Raw genomic sequence first — 15,858 nt, forward strand, 5'->3', positions numbered from 1 at the left:
CACCCGGCATCGACCGCCCCAAAACTGTCGTACCCCCCGCCTACCCTCCACACCATGCCCCGCCCCGTCCTCCTCACCGCCGTCACCGCCCTGTCGGTCGCCGCCGCGACACTCGTCGGTGTGCTGCCCGCCGCGGCCGCCGAACCGTATCTGGACCCGTCGCTGCCCGTGCCGCAGCGGGTCGCGGACCTGATGTCACGGATGAGCCTCGACGAGAAGATCGGGCAGATGACGCAGGCCGAGCGGGCGTCCGCGTCGGCCGCGGACGTGACGCAGTATCGGCTCGGGTCGATCCTGTCGGGTGGCGGGTCGGCGCCTTCACCGAACACGGCGAGCTCGTGGGCGGACATGACCGACAACCTCCAGCGGGGTGCGCTGGCGACGCCGCTGAAGATCCCGCTGGTGTACGGCTCCGACGCCGTCCACGGCCACAACAACGTGGTGGGCGCGACGCTGTTCCCGCACAACGTCGGCCTCGGTGCCACCCGCGATCCGGCGCTGGTGCAGCAGGTCGGGCGGGTGACCGCCGACGAGGTGCGCGGGACCGGGGTGAACTGGACGTTCTCGCCGTGCCTGTGCGTGGCCCGCAACGACCGGTGGGGGCGCACCTACGAGTCGTTCGGGGAGAAGCCCGAGCTGCCGGTGTCGATGGCGACGATCATCGACGGGTATCAGGCCGGCGGGGTCATGGCCACGGCCAAGCACTACGTCGGCGACGGCGGCACCACCGGCGGGGTCGACCAGGGTGACACGCAGATCTCCGAGGCCGAGCTGCGGGCGATCCACCTGCCGCCGTTCCAGGAGGCGATCCGGCGGCACGTGGCCTCGGTGATGGTCTCGTTCTCGTCGTTCAACGGGCAGAAGCTGCACGGCAGCGACTACCTCGTCAACGGGGTGCTCAAGAACGAGCTCGGCTTCGACGGGTTCGTGGTGTCGGACTGGAACGGCATCGACCAGATCGAGGGCGGCCAGGGATTCACGGCGTCCGAGGTCCGGCGGGCGGTCAACGCCGGCATCGACATGGTGATGGTGCCGACCGCGTGGAAGCAGTTCATCGACACGCTGCGGGCCGAGGTGCAGGCCGGGCGGGTGACGCAGGCGCGCATCGACGACGCGGTGCGGCGGATCCTGACCAAGAAGTTCGAGTTCGGGCTGTTCGAGAAGCCGTTCGCCGACCGCACGCTCACCGGGACCGTCGGCAACGCCGCGCACCGGACCGTCGCCCGCCAGGCCGTCCGCGAGTCGCAGGTGCTGCTGAAGAACACCGGCGTGCTCCCGCTCGCGAAGAGCGGCAAGATCTTCGTGGCCGGCAAGAGCGCCGACAACATCGGCCTGCAGAGCGGCGGCTGGACGGTCAGCTGGCAGGGGGCCGCCGGCAACACGACGCCGGGCACGACGATCCTGCAGGGCATCCGGGCGGCGGCCGGGTCGGCGACGGTGACGTACAACGCGGCCGGGTCCGGGATCGACTCCAGCTACAACGTGGCGGTCGCGGTCGTCGGCGAGACGCCGTACGCCGAGGGGCAGGGCGACCGGCCGTCGTCGCTCGGGCTCGACACCACGGATCTGAACACGCTGAGCACGCTCAAGGCGGCCGGCGTGCCGGTGGTCGTCGTCCTCGTCTCCGGCCGGCCGCTCGACATCGCGGCGCAGCTGCCCGACTGGAGCGGGCTGGTCGCCGCGTGGCTGCCCGGCACCGAGGGCGGCGGCGTCGCGGACGTGCTGTTCGGCGACTACGCGCCGACCGGGAAGCTGCCGATGACGTGGATGCAGTCCGCGTCGCAGGAGCCGATCAACGACGGGGACGGGAAGCCGGCACTGTTCGCGTACGGCTTCGGGCTGACCTACTCGACGACGCCCCCGCCGAGCTCGCCCGGGCAGCCGGGGACGCCCGTCGTGTCGGCGGTGACGAGCACCTCGGCGACGCTCACCTGGACGGCACCGACGACCGGGTCGACGGCGACGTCGTACCGGGTGTATCAGGGTGCCACGCTTGTCGCGACCGTCACCGGGACGACGTATGCGCTGACGGGGCTGACGCCTGACACGTCGACCTCCTACACGGTCGTGGGCGTGGACTCGGCCGGGCGGGCCGGGCCGGCGTCCGGGGCGGCGACCGTCACGACCCCGCCCTCGACCACGACGCCGCCGCCGTCGGCCGGGTGCGCGGTGACCTACTCGGTGAACGACTGGGGCGGCGGGTTCACCGGCACGGTGACCGTGAAGAACACCGGCTCGACGAGCATCAACGGCTGGACGCTGGCGTTCTCGTTCGCGGGCAACCAGAAGGTGTCGCAGGGGTGGTCGGCGACCTGGTCGCAGTCGGGTGCCGTGGTGACGGCCAAGAGCGAGGGCTGGAACGGGACGCTGGCGCCGGGGGCGTCGCAGTCGGCCGGGTTCAATGCGACGTACTCGGGGTCGAATCCGCGGCCGACCGCGTTCACGGTGAACGGAGCGGCCTGCACTGTGGCGTAGGCGAGTGGAGGGTGACGGCGGGCCGCGTCGGCTGGGGGACTGGTTGACGCGGCCTGGGACGGGTGTGCGCCGCTATGCGCAGGCGTTGGCGAGGCTTGTCCGGTCCGGTCCGGTCCGGCCGTGACGTGGGGTCGGTCGGCTGGGAGGGGAAGTGAGGGTGGGGCGGGCCTTGGCTGGTTGTCCCGGCTGGGGTTCGACGGTGCGGTGGTGAGCGGTGCGGTGGTGAGCGGCGCAGTGGGTGTCGCGGTGGGTGGTGTTCGCGGGTGTGGGTGGTGAGCGGCGGCTATGGCGACGGGTGGTGCGCCCGGGGCAGTGGCTCGGTGGTGAGTGGCGGCGGTGTGCGCCGGGGCAGCCGGTGTCGCGATGAGGTGGGGGCGGCGGGCGTGGTGGCGGTTGGTGAGCGGGGCAGCGGGTGGGCGGTGAGTGGCCGCGGCGGCGCCCCGGGGGCAGTCGGTGTCGGGGTGCGTGGGGACGGCGGATGTGGTGGGTGGAGTGGTCGTGGTGAGCGGTGGTGTGCGTGGGTCAGGTCAGGCGGGTCAGGATGTCGGAGCCTGGGGGTGGGCGGTAGGCGATGATGACCTGGCCGTTGGAGTCGGCGATGGCGAGGACGTGGCGGTACAGGTGGAAGGTGCCCAAGGCCGGATGGCGGAAGAGCTTGCGTTCGTCGCGGGTCGGCTGGGCGTCGTGCCGGGACCAGAGGGCTCGGAAGTCGGCGCTCTGGTCGAGCAGGTCGTTGATCAGGGCGGTCAGGGCCTCGTCGTTCGGGTTGGCGCCGGCGGCGGTGCGTACGGCGGCGACGGTGGAGGTGGCGACCGTCGGCCAGTCGGCGTAGAAGGTGCGCATCTGCGGGGCCAGGAAGACGTCGCGGACCAGGTTGCGGCCCGGGCGGTGGGTGGGAACCAGGGCCTGGGCCAAGGCGTTCGCGGCCAGGACGTCGAAGTGGCGGCCGCGGACGTAGGCGGGGATGCCCGACCACGCGTCCAGGAGTTCCTGGGCGCCCTCGGCCAACACCTCCGGCGGCCGCCCGTGTGACGGTGAAGCCGGTGGTGCGGCCAGGCGGCGCAGGTGGGCCCGGGCGTCGTCGTCCAGCTCGAGGGCCCGGGCCAGCGCGTGCAGCACCTGGTCGGACGGGTGGCGGTCGTGGCCCTGCTCCAGGCGGGTCAGGTACTGCTCGCTGATCCCCGCCGCGCTGGCCAGTTCGGAGCGGCGCAGGCCCGGGACACGGCGGCGGCCGGTGCTTGCCGGTGGGCGGATCTGGGCGCGTCTGGCCTTCAGGTACTCGCCCAGCCGGTTGGTGCCGTCCACGCCCTCAACCCTAGCCCGCGCCGCCCGCGCCCGCGTCGCCCGCGCCCGCGTCGCCCGCGCCCGCGTCGCCCGCGCCCGCGTCGCCCGCGCCCGCGTCGCCCGCGCCCGCGCCGCCTGAGGCTGCTGCGCCCGCGTCGCCCGAGGCTGCTGAGCCCGCGCGGCGCGAGGCTGCTGAGCCCGCGCGGCGTGAGGCTGCCGGGCCCGCGCCACGTGAAGCCGCCGGGCCCGCGCGGCGTGAGGATGCTGAGCCCGGGCCGTATGAGGGCTGTTCGTGCCGGATGCAGTGTGCGCCCGGCAAGCCCTGAGCGCGCGCCGTGAAGGAGAGGGTGACCCGGCCGCGGGGCCGAACTCTGAGGCCGCGTCGCGCGAAAGGTATCCCTGCCAGGGTGCTGGCTACCGTTGCCGCGCGGGCCGGAGTATCGGGGGTATGGCTAAGGTTTGGTGCATTACGGGGACCTCGCGGGGTCTTGGGCGGGTCTGGGCACTCGCGGCGCTCGAGCGGGGGGACAGCGTCGTGGCCACCGCGCGTGACGTGCGCTCGCTCGACGGGCTCGTCCAGCGGTTTCCCGGGTCGGTGCTGCCCCTCGCCCTCGACGTCAGGGACCGCGCGGCCGCCGTGGCGGCCGTCGCCGCCGGGGCCGAGCGGTTCGGGCGGCTCGATGTGGTGGTGAACAACGCGGGGTACGGGCTGTTCGGGGCGGTCGAGGAGCTGACGGAGCAGCAGGTGCGCGACCAGTTGGAGACCAACCTCCTCGGTGCGCTGTGGGTCACGCAGGCGGTGCTGCCCGTCATGCGCGCGCAGGGGCACGGGCACCTGGTGCAGGTCTCGAGCATCGGGGGAGTGGCGGGCTTTGCGCTGCTGGGCGGGTACAACTGCAGCAAATGGGCCCTGGAGGGGCTCTCCGAGGCGCTGGCGCAGGAGGTCGGGCCCGCGGGGGTGCACGTGACGATCGTCGAGCCGGGGCCGTACTCGACGGACTGGGGTGGCGACTCCGCGGTCTGGGCGCCGCGCAATCCCGCGTACGACGGGCTGCGGGCAGCCCGGCGGGCGGCGGCCGCGCGGCACGTGGCGGTCGAGCCGGAGGCGACGGCCCGGGCCGTGCTGGAGCTCGTCGATATGGCCGAGCCGCCGCTGCGGCTGTTTCTGGGCACCTACCCGTACGCGATCGCCGAACGGGCCTACGCCGAGCGGCTCGCGACCTGGCGGGCCGGGCGTGCGCTGGCCGCCACCGCCGACGGGGTCGCCCGACCGGCCGGTGCGTCCTGACCGCGGCGCCCTCCGCGACTCCCGGTATCAGCCTGCTGTGCCGGGCGTCGGACTTGATAGGCAAGCCGCGACTTGCCTATGCTGGCGGGCGTGACGATTCGAATCAACGTGACAAGCGTGTTTGTCAGCGACCAGCAGAAGGCCCTGGAGTTCTACACGGACGTGCTGGGCTTCGTGAAGAAGCACGACGTGCCGCTCGGCGAGCACCGCTGGCTGACAGTGGTCGGCGCGGGGGAGCCGGACGGGGTCGAGCTGCTGCTCGAGCCGGACGGGCACCCGGCGGTCAAGCCGTTCCGGGACGCGCTCGTCGCCGACGGCATCCCGGCGACGTCGTTCGCGGTCGCGGACGTCCAGCAGGAGTACGAGCGGCTCGCCGCGGCCGGCGTCGTGTTCACCCAGCCGCCGACGCAGATGGGGCCGGTCACCACCGCGGTGTTCGACGACACGGTCGGCAACCTGATCCAGATCACCGCGCAGTAGCCGGCAGGGGGCGCCCTGCCCGGGAGCGCCCCTCCGGCCCGCCGCGGCCAGCCCTACGCCGGGTACGTGACGGGGTTGCTCACCTCGGGGCGTACGGGCGAAGCGGGATCCAGACCCGCATGGGTCCGGGGCCGCGGTTGGCCCACAGGAAGTAGGGGATGGTGGCCACGGGGCGGTCGGTCTGCACCACGAGCGCCACCGGGGCGAGCGGGTGGTCGCGGCGCACCTCGATCGGCGCGTCGGCGTCGAGGTAGATGTCCTCGAAGCACACGCCGGGCACGTCGGCGTGCTCGAGGCAGTAGACGACGGGTCCCCGCATGACGGCCGCGGTGCCACGGACGGCGTCGACCCGCGGGTGCGGGGTGACGAAGCGGGGCGGCATGGGCAGGATCAGCTCGACCCGGTCGCCGGCCTGCCAGATGCGCTCGATGCGCACGCGGCCGTCCTCGACGAAGCCGACCCGCCGCCCGTTGAGCACCACCGTCGGGTCGCTGCACCACGCGGGGACCCGCAGCGTCAGGGCGAACGGCTCGCCGGTCGAGGAGGTGAACGACACGGCGACCGTCTCGTCCCACGGGTACTGGGTGGTGACCTGGACGGTGTGGCCGCCGGACGAGAACGTGCCCGGGGTGTACAGGTGCAGCTGCAGGCCGGCGTCGGTGCCGGTGGCCGCGTAGGCGTGCAGCGAGGCCATCAGCCGGGCCAGGTTCGGCGGGCAGCAGGCGCACTTGTACCAGGGCAGCCGCTCGCCGGGTGCGTCCTCGTCCGACCCGTCGTGGCCGGTGCGCAGCTGCAGCGGGTTGGAGTAGAAGAACGACGTCCCGTCAAGGGCGATGCCCGAGGCGATGCCGTTGTACAGCACCCGCTCCATCTCGTCCGCGAAGCGGGCCTGCCCCGTGGCGAGCAGCAGCCGCCACGCCCACTGGAAGCTGCCGATGGCGGCGCACGTCTCGGCGTACGCGCGGTCCGGCGGGAGCTCGTACGGGTCGCCGAACGCCTCGTCGCGGTGCCGGGAGCCCTGGCCGCCGGTGAGGTACGTCTTGGACGACTGCGCGGAGTCCCACAGCCGCTCCGCCGCCCGCAGCAGCTCCACGTCACCGGTCTCCACGGCCACGTCCACCGCGCCGGCGAGCAGGTACACCTGCCGCACGACGTGCCCGGTGACCTCGGTGGCCTCGCGCACCGGCCGGTGGTCCTGGTAGTAGGCGCGCTGGCCGAAGCGGCCCTCGGGCCCGAGCAGGCCGTGGCCGCGCATGTCGATCAGGCGCGCGGCGAGGTCGAGGTACGGGCGGTGGCCGGTCACCCGGAACAGTTCCACGAGCGCCGTCTCGATCTCCGGGTGCCCGTCGACGGCGTCCTCCCCGCCCGCGCCGAAGCGCTCGACGAGCAGGTCGGCGAAGCGCCGCGCGACCGCGAGGAGCTGCTGGGCGACGGCGTGCTGCGACGTGTCCGGCGGCGCGCTGCGGGCCCCGGCGACGGCCGCCTGCACGAGGTGGCCGGCGGTGTACATCTCGTGGCTCGAGGGCAGCTCGGCCCACTGGCGCTCGCGGTTGCCGGCCTGGAAGTACGACACCAGGTAGCCGTCCGGGTCCTGGACCTTCTCCAGCAGCTGCACGGCGTCGGCGACGAACGACGGGAACGCGCCGGCCCACAGCGCGGCCTCGAGCGTCTTGTGCACGTCGGTGTCGGCGAACCACCAGCCCCGGAACGGCCCGTCGAAGTCGCCGGTGACGCGGTGCAGGTTGTCGAGGTTGCCGCGCTCGTGCAGCTGCTCGATGCAGTGCGGCAGGGTCGCGGCGCTGTTGCGCGCCTGCCAGCCGCCGAGCAGGCCGGCGGGGTCGAGGCGGGCGGCGCCGGCGTCGAGGGGGCGCAGTGCGCTGATCGCCCGGTCGGTGGGCACGGCGGGGCCAAAGGAGTTGTGCATGTAGCTTCCTCAGTCCTTGACGGCGCCGGCGGTCACGCCGGCGGCCACGTACCGCTGCGCCACGATGAGCAGCAGGGTCGCGGGGATGGACGCGACCACGGCGGTGGCCATGATGGCGTTCCACTGCTGGTTGTTGTTGCCGATGTAGTGGTAGATGCCGAGCGTGATCGGCTGCTGGGTGCCGCCCCCGTCGAGCGTGGTGGCGAACACGAAGTCGGACCACGCCCACAGGAACGCGAAGAGGCTGACGGTGACCACGGCGTTGCGGCTCACCGGCAGGATCACCGACCAGAACGTGCGCAGCGGGCCGGCCCCGTCGACGGTGGCGGCCGCGGTGAGCTCGTCCGGGATGCCGGACATGAACGCGGTGAAGATCAGCACGCCGAACGGCACCGCGATGGTGGAGTCGGCCAGGATCAGCCCGGCCGTGCTGTTGAGGACGCCGAGGCGCAGGTAGATGGCGTAGAAGCCCATCGCCATGATGATGCTGGGGATCATCTGGGCGACGAGCAGCACGAAGCTGAGCCAGCCGCCGCCGCGCGGGCGGAGCTTGGCCAGCGCGAACCCGGCCGGGGCCGACAGCGCGACCGTGAGCACCACGGTGCCGATGCCGATCATGAGGCTGTTGATGAGGTACGGCAGCTGCTGGTCCAGCACCGCCCGGTAGCCCTCGAGGGTGCCGTGCAGCGGGAACAGGTGCGGCGGGTCGGCGCGCATGTCGGTGTCCCGGGTCAGGGACACGTTCACCATCCAGTAGACGGGGAACAGCATGATCGCGGTGAGCAGCACGCCGACGACGGTCTTGAGCTTCATCGCAGCGACGTCCGGATGTAGAGGAGGCCGAAGACCATGGCGACGATGATGAGCAGGTTGCCCACCGCCGCCCCGGGTCCGAAGGCGGGCAGGAGGTTGCCGAAGCTGAGCCGGTACGACCAGGTGGCCAGGGTGGTGGAGGCGTCCGCGGGGCCGCCCTTGGTCATGATCCAGATGATGTCGAAGACCTTGAGCGTGTAGATGAGCCCGAGCAGCAGCGTGATCGCCGAGACCGGCCGCAGCAGCGGGAACGTGATGCGCCAGAACGTCTGCCAGGGCCGGGACCCGTCGAGGGCCGCGGCCTCGTAGATCTCCGCGGGGATCGCCTGCAGGCCGGAGTACACGACCACCAGGTTGAACGGGATTCCGATCCAGATGTTGGCGATCGTCACCGAGGCGAGCGACCACGCGGGCGAGGTCAGCCAGTTCACCGGGTCCAGCCCGATCAGGCGCAGCGCCGCGTTGACGATGCCGGAGTCGCTGTTGAGCATCCACGACCACGTCGAGGCCGACACGATCAGCGGCAGCAGCCACGGCACCAGGAACAGCGCCCGCAGCGTCGCCGAGAGCGGGAAGTGCTGCCGGAAGAACAGCGCGAGGGCCATGCCGATCGAGAACTGGAAGACCAGCGACACGCCCGTGAACACCGCGGTGTGCCAGACGGCCGGCCAGAACGTCGGGTCGGACCAGATCGTGTCGTAGTTGTCGAGCCCGGTGAACGGGGCGTCGCCCTGCACGAACGAGCGGACCGTGTAGTGGCGCAGGCTCAGGTCGAGGTTGCGGTACAGCGGGTAGGCGTAGAACGCGCCGAGGTACACGACCACCGGCGCGAGGAACGCCCACCCGCTGACCTTGGAGCGCATGGTCACTTGGTGGCCGCGGCCGCGGTGCTCTGGGCGGCGGTGAACGCGTCCTGCGGTGACTTGCCGCCGCTGAGGGCGGCCTGGAAGCCCGTCCACAGCGGCTGGGAGATCTTCGGGTACTTGGTGCCGAGGTTGTCGCTGGTCCGGCCCTTGGCCGCCTTGACCGCCTCGACCCACACCTTCAGCTCGGCGTTGGCCGCGACCTGCTTGGTCTGCACGGCGTCGGTGGCGGCGATGTACGACAGCGTCGTGTCGGTGGTGTAGGCGTTGTCGGCGCTGGAGAGGCAGGCGATGAGCTTCTGCGTCGTCGCGTAGCGCCCCGTGTCCTTCTGCACCGGTGCGGTCACGAACTCGCCGCCGGTCGGCGCGGGCGCGGTGCCGCCGGCCTTCGACGGGATCGGGATGATGCCGTAGTCGAAGCCGGCCTTCTTGGCGTTGCCCAGCTGCCAGGTGCCGTTCTCGGCGAACGCGAACTGCCCGGTCGCGAACTCCTGCCAGCTGGTGGTCTGGGTGTTGCCGATGACCGAGTTCGGGGCGAGGCCGTTCTTCAGCCAGTCGGTCCACAGTGTCAGCGCGGACACGCCCTCGGGCGAGTCGAGCTTGGTGAGGTTCGCCCCGGAGCCCCAGAACCAGGGCAGGAACTGGAAGCTGCCCTCCTCGGTGCCGATGGCGGAGAACGTGATGCCCTTCTTGCCGGTCGCCTTGACCTTGTTCAGCGCGGCGGTCAGCGAGGCCCAGTCCTTGACCGTGGCCGGGTCGACGCCGGCCGCGGTGAGCACCGCCTTGTTGTAGTAGAGGGCCAGGGTGTTCGCGCCGATCGGGATGCCGTAGGCCTTCCCGCCGATCTGCCCGGCGGCGAGGAGGTTCGGCGAGATGGCGGCGGTGTCGACCTTCATCTCCTCGGTGGTGGTGAGCACGCCGGCGTCGGCCAGGGTGGACACGACCGGGTTGTCGACAATGAGCACGTCGGGGGAGTTGCTCTGCTGCGCCGCGAGCAGCGCCTTGTTGGTCAGGTCGGAGGTGTCGTAGGCGGTGCGCTTCACGGTGACGCCGGCGTCGGTGCCGCACTTCTGCAGCAGCTTCACCCAGTCGGCGCCGTCGTCGAACTGCGGGTACGGGTCCCAGATCGTGTAGGTGCCGCCGCCCGCGGAGCCGGTCGAGCCGGTGTCGGTGCCGCCGGTGGTGGAGCAGCCGGCGAGCAGGCAGGCGGAAGCGGCGACGGCGACGACGGCCCGCAGGCCGGTCCGCCGAGCGATGGAGACTGTCATTCGGGTTTCCTCATCGGGGGTGTCAAGGAAAGCTCGGAAAACGATTGCCTTGACGCTAGGCAGCGCCTTGATCGGGTGTCAAGGCACTGTTACGGTCACAGCCGAGGAAACAAGGAAACTCCAGGGGGACACACTGAGCAACGTCGTCCGGCCGGCCACGATCAGTGAGGTGGCGGCCTTAGCGGGGGTCTCGACCGGCACCGCCTCCAAGGCGCTCAACGGCCGGGGCTCCCTGCGCGCCGAGACCCGCCAGCGCGTGCAGCAGGCCGCCGAGCAGCTGGGGTTCATCGCCAACGCGGCCGCGCGGGGCCTGCAGACCGGCCGCACCTACACCGTCGGCATGATCACCACCGACAGTATCGGACGGTTCAGCATCCCGCTCATGATCGGCGCGGAGGACGCGCTCGGCGCGGGCCAGGTCTCCGTCCTGCTGGCCGACGCCCGCGACGACCCGATCCGCGAGCAGTACTACCTGCGCACCCTGCTGAGCCGCAAGGTCGACGGGATCATCGTCACCGGCCGGCGCACCCAGGCCCGCCCGCCGATCGCCGCCGACCTTCCCGTGCCGGTCGTCTACGCGTTCATCAGCTCGCAGAACCCGGACGACTGCTCGGTGGTGCCCGACGAGGCCGACGGTGCCCGCCGGGCCGTCCGGCACCTGCTCGCGATCGGCCGCCGCCGCATCGCGCACGTCACCGGGCCCGAGCACCACCACTCGGCCCGGGTCCGGGCCGCCGCGGCCGCGGACACGCTCGTGGAGCAGGGCCTCGAGCTGGCCTGCCCGCCGCTGCACGGTGAGTGGAGCGAGGCGTGGGGCCGGCACGCCGCCGGGATGCTGCTGTCCACGCGGGCCGACGTCGACGCCGTGTTCTGCGGCAGCGACCAGATCGCCCGGGGGGTGGCCGAGGCCCTGCGCGAGGCCGGGCGCACCATCCCGGGCGACGTGGCCCTTGTCGGCTTCGACAACTGGGACGTCATGGTCGAGGCGTGCCGGCCCCAGCTCACCAGCGTCGACATGGACCTGGAGGGGATCGGGCGCAGCGCCGCCGAGCTCCTGCTCAACGCCATCAACGGAGACCCGGTGCCCGGCCAGCGGGCGCTGCCCTGCCGGCTGGTGCCCCGGGCCTCCACTGCGGTGTGACGGCGGCCGGGCGCTACCCGGCGAGGGCGAAGCTGGTGTGCGGCGGCTGGTTGTAGGCGGTGTTCTGCCAGGCGACGGCCTCGCGGTACATCCGGTCCTGCATCAGCGACACGTGCGAGATGGCGGTGCTGTCGGTCGTGGAGTAGATGCGCAGGGCCCGGTTGTCGGTCGTCGGCCAGATGACCTCCTCGCGCCAGTCGCCGAGGATGTCGGCCGACAGCGACGGGGTCGCCTTCGTGCCGTTGTTCGAGTGCACGCCGCTCGCGGTGAGCAGCCGGGTGTCGGCACTGGTGCCGTACTTGTCGATGTGGGTGCCGTCGAGCAGTTCCCGCTGCGCGTCGCCGTCCCACCAGACCACGAAGTTGGCCGACGACGGTTTGCGGCCGATGTTCGCGCCGCCGGTGTTGAACAGGCCGCTGACCGCCGAGGACCACGACTCGGCGCCGGGGCTGCCGGCGTAGATGTCGTCGGAGACGCCGCGGCCGTTGTCGCAGCCGCACGACGCGTTCTGCCAGATGATCGCGCCGGTGCGGGCGTCGGCCATCCAGGCCGCGGCCTGGTTGGTGTTCTCGTCGACCTTGAACACCTCGAGGCCGGGCCGGCCCGGGATGAGGTCGCCGACGTGCAGCGCGTCGCCGTGGCCCTTGCCGGTGTTCCAGAGCCCGGCGCCATTGTCGTCGATCGCCATCGCGCCGTAGACGATCTCGTCGCGGCCGTCCTGGTCCACGTCGGCGATCGCCAGCTGGTGGTTGCCCTGCCCGGTCCAGGCCGAGCCGTTGGTGGAGCTGCTGCTGTCGAAGGTCCAGCGGCGGGTCAGGGCCCCGTTGCGCCAGTCCCAGGCGACGACCACCGTGCGGGTGTAGTAGCCGCGGGCCATGATGATGCTCGGCCGGGACCCGTCGAGGTAGGCGGTGCCGGCCAGGAACCGGTCGACGCGGTTGCCGTAGCTGTCGCCCCAGGACGAGACGGTGCCGCGGGCGGGCACGTAGCTGGTCGTGGCCATCGCGGCGCCGGTCTGTCCGTTGAACACGGTGAGGTACTCCGGCCCGGTGAGGATGTAGCCGGAGGAGTTGCGGTAGTCGGCGGATGCGTTGCCGATGACGGTGCCGACACCGTCGCGGGTGCCGTCGCCGGTCTTCATCGCGACCTCGGCCTTGCCGTCACCGTCGTAGTCGAACACCTGGAACTGGGTGTAGTGCGCCCCGGCCCGGATGTTGCGGCCCATGTCGATGCGCCACAGCCGGGTGCCGTTGAGCTTGTACGCGTCGATGTAGACGTTGCCGGTGTAGCCGGACTGCGAGTTGTCCTTGGAGTTGGACGGGTCCCACTTGAGCACGATCTCGTACTGGCCGTCGCCGTCGAGGTCGCCGACGGAGGCGTCGTTGGCGCTGTACGTGTAGGCGACGCCGTCGGGGGTGGTCCCGCCGGCCGGGAGCTGGATCGGCACGTCCATGCTGCTCGCGGCCAGGGCGGCGGTCGACGCGCCGGCGGTCAGGGAGGCCTGCTCGAGCCCGCCGACGACCGGGCGGACCGAGTAGCGGGCACCGGCCGGGGCGCCGGCGTCCGTGTAGTTCGTGCCCTTGGTGACCGGGGCGGCGTTCACCTTGACGCCGTCGCGGTACACGTTGAAGGCGGTGCCGGGTGCGTCGGTGCCGAGCAGCCGCCACGACAGGAAGTTGCCCTCGCCGGTGCGCAGGCTGATCAGGCCGCGGTCGAGGTGCTCGGTCATCGCGGTCGCCGGCGGTGCGGCCGCGCTCTGCTGCGGCGCGGCGGACGCGGACCTGGTCGCGGACACGGTCGAGCCGGCCGCGAGCAGGACCGCCGCGGCGACCGCGACGGTGAGCGACGGGGCGTTGATACGTTTCATGGACGACATTCCCTTCGGTTGGGGTGGGAAAGCGCTTGCCCGGCCCGCCAAGCTACGGTTTGCATCGATATCTGTCAACGTCTTGGCGTGAAAGCGGCGAAAGGACGCGTGCCGGTCGGCGGTGGAAGGTTGGCCGGTCGGCACTCCCGGGCGCCCCGTCACCGGCCATAGCGTCCCGGGGCATGTGGTTCCAACGTTTCGGCGCCGGCTGCGGCGTCCTGCTCGGCCTGTGCATCGCCGTGCCCGGTGCGATCGAGGCCTTCACCGGCGAGACGGCCGCGACGAGCCTGGTGCTCGGCCTCGGTGTCGTCCTCGCCGCCCCGACCGCGACGGTCCTGTACTTCCACCAGCGCAACGAGAGCGGGCGGTTCGGGGCGCTGGCGTTCGCAGTACACCTGCTGGGCCTCGGGCTCTTCAACGGCGTGGCCTTCTCCCTCAATGTGGTGCTGTTCTTCCTCGACGACGCCACCGTGGCCTCCCTCAGGGCCGGTCCGACGGGCCCGGTGCTCACCGCCGGCGCCGCGGTGTTCGTCCTCGGCACGCTGCTGTTCGCGGCGTCGATGGTGCGAGCGGGGGTCTTCCCGAAGCTGCCGGCGATCGGCTACGGCCTCGGCCTGACCCTCCTGGCCGCCCTCGCGCGGCTCGACGACACCCCGTGGACGAGCCTCGTGCACATCGCCGCCGGCGCATCGGTCGCCTGGCTGTCCCGCACCGCCCTCCCGGCCGCCCGGCCCGTGTCGGTAGCCTGACGCCATGCCCGTGCGCTGGGTGCCGTTCGTGCTGTGCGGCGCGGTCCTCGCCGCCGGCCTGACCGCCCGCCCCCTCGACCTGTCCGCGCTCGGCTTCGCCGCCGGGGTGCTCGCCCTGGCCGGCGTCGAGGCGCTGGACCGGGGGCGGCGGGCCTGGCTGGTGGTCCGCGTGGCCCTGCTGGCCCTCGTGGCCCCGTTCGACCCCAGCGGACTCACGGGTGCCCTGTTCATCACGGTGCCGTTCGCCGCGTACTTCACCATGGGCCGCCGCACCGCCGTCGTGCTGGGCGCGGCCGGGGCCGGTCTGCTCGCGCTGTTCTTCGCCGCCGGTGGGGCGGGCGACGTGGGGGACCTGGTGATGTACGCGGTCGGCCTGGTCCTCGCCCTGACCGCGGCCGCGTTCGCCGTCGGCCGGATGGATGCCGTGGCCGAGCTGGCCGCGGCCCGGGAGCGCAACCGGCTGGCCCGCGAGATCCACGACAGCCTCGGCCACCACCTGACCGCCATCGCCGTCCAGCTGGAGAAGGCCGAGGCGTTCCGCGACCGCGACCAGCAGGCCGCCGCCCGCGCCGTCACCGACGCCCGCTGGTCGGCGAAGCAGGCGCTGGCCGAGGTCCGCGACTCGGTGCGCACCCTGCGCGACGCGCCGCCGTCCGTGCGGGACCTGGCCCGGCACGCGCCCGATGTGACGGTCTCGGTCCTGGGCGACGAGGCCGCCGTGCCCGCGCCCGTCCGCCTGGCCGTCTACCGGGCCGCGCAGGAGGCCCTGACCAACGCCAGGCGCCACGGCAACGCACGGGCCATGGCCGTGGCCGCCGACTTCCGCGGCGGCCGCGCGACGCTCACCGTGACCGACGACGGCACCGGCCTGCCCGAGTCCCCGGGCGCCGGCTTCGGCCTGCAGGGCATGCGCGAGCGCGTCGAACAGCTCGGCGGCACCCTGACCCTCGCCCCGGCCGACTCCGGCGTCCGCCTGACCGTCACCATCCCGGCCCCGGCATGACCCCCGTCCGCGTCCTGGTGGTGGACGACCAGCAGCTGGTCCGCGACGGCATCGCCTCGCTGCTGGGCATCCAGCCCGGCATCGAGGTCGTCGGCACCGCCGCCGGCGGCGAGGAGGCCCTGCAGCGGGCCGCCGAGCTCGGGCCGGACGTGGTGCTGATGGATGTGCGCATGCCCGGCCTGGACGGCGTGGAGGCCACCCGGGCGCTGCGCACGACCCACCCGTCGTGCCGGGTCGTCATGCTGACCACGTTCGACGACGACCAGTACGTGGCCCTGGCCCTGCGTGCGGGCGCGGACGGCTACCTGCTGAAGGACCTGGGTGCGGCCGAGCTCGCGGACGCGGTGCGCCTGGTCCACCGCGGCGTGGCCCAGCTGGACCCGGCGGTGGCCCGGCGGCTGGCCGCGCTGCGCCCGTCCGCCCTCCCGGCCGCGGACCTGACGACCCGGGAGCTGGAGATCCTGCGGCTGGTGGCCACGGGCGCGACGAACCGCGAGATCGCCGGCCGGATGTTCCTCAGCGAGGGCACGGTGAAGAACCACGTCTCGCGCATCCTGAGCCGCCTCGGCCTGCGCGACCGCACCCAGGCCGCCGTCTACGCCCGCGACAACGGCCTGCTCGGCCCCTGAAACCCGGTTGAGGCGCGCCGCGGCGCCGCCGTAGGTTCACCGCGTGACACCGCCCGCACTGTAGACCCCGACGC

General features: G+C 72.6%; 13 protein-coding genes. 7 read left to right on the forward strand and 6 right to left on the reverse strand.

Translation table 11 applies throughout. The features are described 5' to 3' along the window. The first annotated feature begins 54 nt into the window (after positions 1–54). On the forward strand, positions 55–2,475 hold the full coding sequence (locus tag Dvina_RS26690) for a glycoside hydrolase family 3 N-terminal domain-containing protein (protein ID WP_223105183.1): 2,421 nt from the start codon (positions 55–57) through the stop codon (positions 2,473–2,475). A gap of 522 nt (positions 2,476–2,997) precedes the next feature. Here Dvina_RS26690 and Dvina_RS26695 read toward each other — a convergent pair. Next, positions 2,998–3,780, reverse strand: coding sequence for a helix-turn-helix domain-containing protein (locus Dvina_RS26695; RefSeq protein ID WP_223105184.1), 783 nt, complete (start codon positions 3,778–3,780; stop codon positions 2,998–3,000). Positions 3,781–4,207: 427 nt separating this feature from the next. On the opposite strand from Dvina_RS26695, the gene Dvina_RS26700 reads away from it, so the two are divergent. Together Dvina_RS26700 and Dvina_RS26705 are read left to right on the forward strand one after the other, a co-directional pair. Next, positions 4,208–5,047, forward strand: coding sequence for an SDR family NAD(P)-dependent oxidoreductase (locus Dvina_RS26700; protein ID WP_223105185.1), 840 nt, complete (start codon positions 4,208–4,210; stop codon positions 5,045–5,047). A gap of 96 nt (positions 5,048–5,143) precedes the next feature. Further along, positions 5,144–5,527 (forward strand): VOC family protein, encoded by a 384-nt coding sequence (locus tag Dvina_RS26705; protein WP_223105729.1) that lies wholly within the window; start codon positions 5,144–5,146, stop codon positions 5,525–5,527. Positions 5,528–5,606: 79 nt separating this feature from the next. Here the strand turns inward: Dvina_RS26705 and Dvina_RS26710 are convergent, their stop codons facing one another. The 4 genes from Dvina_RS26710 to Dvina_RS26725 are packed head-to-tail and all read right to left on the reverse strand — an operon-like array spanning position 5,607 to position 10,395. Further along, positions 5,607–7,451, reverse strand: coding sequence for a glycoside hydrolase family 127 protein (locus tag Dvina_RS26710; RefSeq protein WP_223105186.1), 1,845 nt, complete (start codon positions 7,449–7,451; stop codon positions 5,607–5,609). Positions 7,452–7,460: 9 nt separating this feature from the next. Next, positions 7,461–8,264: a carbohydrate ABC transporter permease gene (locus Dvina_RS26715; protein ID WP_223105187.1), complete on the reverse strand. Its 804-nt coding sequence runs from the start codon at positions 8,262–8,264 to the stop codon at positions 7,461–7,463. Beyond that, a complete protein-coding gene (locus tag Dvina_RS26720; RefSeq protein ID WP_223105188.1) occupies positions 8,261–9,127 on the reverse strand; it encodes a carbohydrate ABC transporter permease in 867 nt (288 codons plus the stop codon). Before Dvina_RS26720 ends, Dvina_RS26715 begins: the two co-directional genes overlap by 4 nt. A 2-nt stretch (positions 9,128–9,129) precedes the next feature. After that, positions 9,130–10,395 (reverse strand): sugar ABC transporter substrate-binding protein, encoded by a 1,266-nt coding sequence (locus tag Dvina_RS26725; RefSeq protein ID WP_223105189.1) that lies wholly within the window; start codon positions 10,393–10,395, stop codon positions 9,130–9,132. Positions 10,396–10,564: 169 nt separating this feature from the next. On the opposite strand from Dvina_RS26725, the gene Dvina_RS26730 reads away from it, so the two are divergent. Next, the gene (locus tag Dvina_RS26730; protein ID WP_246656468.1) at positions 10,565–11,536 is read left to right on the forward strand and encodes a LacI family DNA-binding transcriptional regulator; all 972 of its coding nucleotides are present in this window, start codon (positions 10,565–10,567) and stop codon (positions 11,534–11,536) included. 13 nt (positions 11,537–11,549) lie between these two features. Here the strand turns inward: Dvina_RS26730 and Dvina_RS26735 are convergent, their stop codons facing one another. Continuing rightward, positions 11,550–13,403, reverse strand: coding sequence for a rhamnogalacturonan lyase (locus Dvina_RS26735; RefSeq protein ID WP_223105191.1), 1,854 nt, complete (start codon positions 13,401–13,403; stop codon positions 11,550–11,552). Positions 13,404–13,585: 182 nt separating this feature from the next. On the opposite strand from Dvina_RS26735, the gene Dvina_RS26740 reads away from it, so the two are divergent. From Dvina_RS26740 to Dvina_RS26750, 3 genes are read left to right on the forward strand one after another with little or no spacing between them, the layout of a single operon-like run. Continuing rightward, positions 13,586–14,152, forward strand: a complete 567-nt coding sequence (locus Dvina_RS26740; RefSeq protein WP_223105192.1) for a hypothetical protein — start codon at positions 13,586–13,588, stop codon at positions 14,150–14,152. A gap of 4 nt (positions 14,153–14,156) precedes the next feature. Beyond that, positions 14,157–15,155, forward strand: a complete 999-nt coding sequence (locus Dvina_RS26745; protein ID WP_223105193.1) for a sensor histidine kinase — start codon at positions 14,157–14,159, stop codon at positions 15,153–15,155. Beyond that, positions 15,152–15,784, forward strand: a complete 633-nt coding sequence (locus Dvina_RS26750) for a response regulator (RefSeq protein WP_223105194.1) — start codon at positions 15,152–15,154, stop codon at positions 15,782–15,784. Before Dvina_RS26745 ends, Dvina_RS26750 begins: the two co-directional genes overlap by 4 nt. The last annotated feature ends 74 nt before the right edge of the window (positions 15,785–15,858 follow it).

Source organism: Dactylosporangium vinaceum (genome assembly GCF_019904175.1).
Classification (GTDB): domain Bacteria; phylum Actinomycetota; class Actinomycetes; order Mycobacteriales; family Micromonosporaceae; genus Dactylosporangium; species Dactylosporangium vinaceum.